1 protein-coding gene and 2 pseudogenes are annotated in these 2,182 nt (G+C 67.6%); all 3 read left to right on the top strand.

Annotation, left to right across the window (positions count from 1 at the left end):
- A pseudogene (locus tag JSE7799_RS20830) lies at positions 1–512 on the top strand (IS4 family transposase); the annotation flags it as partial.
- Positions 418–1,089: pseudogene (locus tag JSE7799_RS22105) on the top strand (GAF domain-containing protein); the annotation flags it as partial. The pseudogenes JSE7799_RS20830 and JSE7799_RS22105, both read left to right, overlap by 95 nt.
- Positions 1,090–1,240: 151 nt before the next feature.
- Positions 1,241–1,990 carry a sigma 54-interacting transcriptional regulator gene (locus JSE7799_RS22100; RefSeq protein WP_306455388.1) on the top strand — a complete coding sequence of 250 codons (750 nt, stop codon included), beginning with the start codon at positions 1,241–1,243 and terminating at the stop codon, positions 1,988–1,990.
- Positions 1,991–2,182 lie beyond the last annotated feature (192 nt).

The following is a 2,182-nucleotide window of genomic DNA, read 5'->3' as shown; positions in this document are numbered from 1 at the left end:
GCCGCGAGCTGAACCTGCGCTCCCTGCTGTCACGGTGCAGGGGTGTGCGGAGCTTCACGGCCGTCCTGCCTGGCAGAGCGAGTCACCCCGACCTCAAGCTCCACTTCGGTGCGCGCCGTATCAAGGGCGGCGAGCTTCTCGTGGTGGCTTCGCCCTATCCAGCCACTGGCGCGCACATCCTGCGGCAGTACAAGAAGCGCTGGCTCATCGAGTGCCTGTTCGCCGACAGCAAGACGCGGGGGCTGAACCTGGAGGACACCCGCCTGACGCTCGCGTCCAGGTTGTCTCTGCTCATCGCCATAACCGCTATTGCCATCGCCCTCATCTGCCGTGCTGCAGCCCAGCTCATGGGACACAAATACCCCGCCCGGAAGAAGCACGGATACTGCTCGAAATCCTGGTTCCGGACCGGCTTCGATGAGGTCCGACGATGGATGCGGTCCGGTCCCGAAACGCCTCTCGTCGCCCGAAATCTCGTCGTCCCGAGACGGCTGCGGGTGGGAGTCGTGTAGTCTGGTCTCGTTCACTCGCCGGCACGGCGCGCTCCGGACCCTGCCCGCCAAAAACCGTCGCAGCTTCGATCGCCTCCTTGTGTTAATCTTCATTTCCGGGAGGGCTGACGGCATGACAGATCACCGGCACGTTGCGGAAATCGAGCGGGTTCTGGATGGCACCCAGACAGGGCGCGACACCTTCGTTTCCGCATCCTGGCGGCGATGCGTCGAGCTCTACGGCATGGACCCGACGCGCAACGATCCCGCCCCCATCGTCACCGAGGCCGAGCTGCGCGATTATCGAAAGCAGGCGGAGTGGATGATCGGCGCGGCGCGTTCGAGCCTGCAGAGCCTGTTCCGGCAGGTCGCGGGCCAGAACTACGTGCTGCTTCTGACCGACGCGAAGGGGATTTGCGTCGATTTCTTCGGGGACGACTTGTTCATCGACGATCTCAGAGCGGCCGGGCTCTATCTCGGGTCGAACTGGTCCGAGGACCTCGCCGGCACCTGCGGCGTCGGCGCCTGCATCGTCACGCAGGAGCCGGTCACCGTTCATCAGGACGACCATTTCGGCAACGCCCACACCGCGCTCAGCTGCACCGCCGCGCCCATCTTCGACAGCATCGGCGGTCTCGCGGCGGTCCTCGACATCTCTCTGCTGCGCTTCTCTGCTGCGCTCGCCCGCGCCCAAGCGCAGCCAGAACCTAGCGAGGAGCCTTGTCGCCAACGCCGCGCGGCGGGTCGAGATGGCGAACCTGATGGCCGAGAGTCGCCGCGACTGGGTGCTGCGCGTCTCCGACAGCCCCGAATTCCTCGACGTGGAGCCGGAGGCCGCGGTCCGCCTCGACGGGGCGGGCCGGGTGCTGGGCTACACCCGGACGGCGCGGCGTCTGTTCCCCGAGGGCGCGCCGATCCTGGGCCAGCGCATCGACACGGTTCTGGGCCTGACGGTGGACGACCTGCCCGACCTGATGCGGGACCGCCCGCCCGAGGATCGGATCATCGAGATGCAGGATGGCGGCGCGATTTTCGGTCATGCCATCGCGCCGCAGGCGCCGCGCACGCCGCCGCGCGAGGCCCGGTCGGGCGGTGCGCTGGCGGGGCTGGCGGGCGGCGATCCGGCGATGACGCAGGTTCTGGCGCAGGCGGCGAAGCTGGCGCGCAGCTCAGTGCCGCTTCTTCTTACCGGCGAGACCGGCACCGGCAAGACGCGGCTGGCGGGGGGGCACACCGCCGGCACGGTCCTCGGTCTGCTGAACCTCAACTGTGCCGGGCTGACGCGCGCGGCGCTCCGTGAGGCTTGCCACAAGGTCAGCGAGCCGACCACGCGGCTCCTTCGCCGGTTCGAGGAACTGCCCGAGGACGTGGCGGACACGCTCGCCGCCCTGCTCGACGGAAACGGCTGCCTGAGACCGGTCTCGACCAGCTGCGATGCGCCTTGGGGATATTGTCCCAGCGGTTGGTGTAGGAGGCCGCGGGCGAAGCCCTTGGCGTAGCGTAGCGCGCGGCCGGGTGTGACGCTGGTGGTCACCGTCGATCTTCGAGAAGGTTCGGGTTGCGAGACTCGAAACCAAGAACGGAGACGACGATGACCGACGACAGAATGGCGCTGCTTGAGCTGGTTGAAAAGGAGGCCGATGGCGATCTCGTGCGCGAGATGCTGGCTTTCGCGGCCAGGCGGATCATGG

This window comes from Jannaschia seosinensis, assembly GCF_001408515.1.
Lineage (GTDB): Bacteria > Pseudomonadota > Alphaproteobacteria > Rhodobacterales > Rhodobacteraceae > Jannaschia > Jannaschia seosinensis.
Note: the sequence above shows the minus strand (reverse complement) of the source record. Positions and strands in the feature narration are given on the sequence as shown.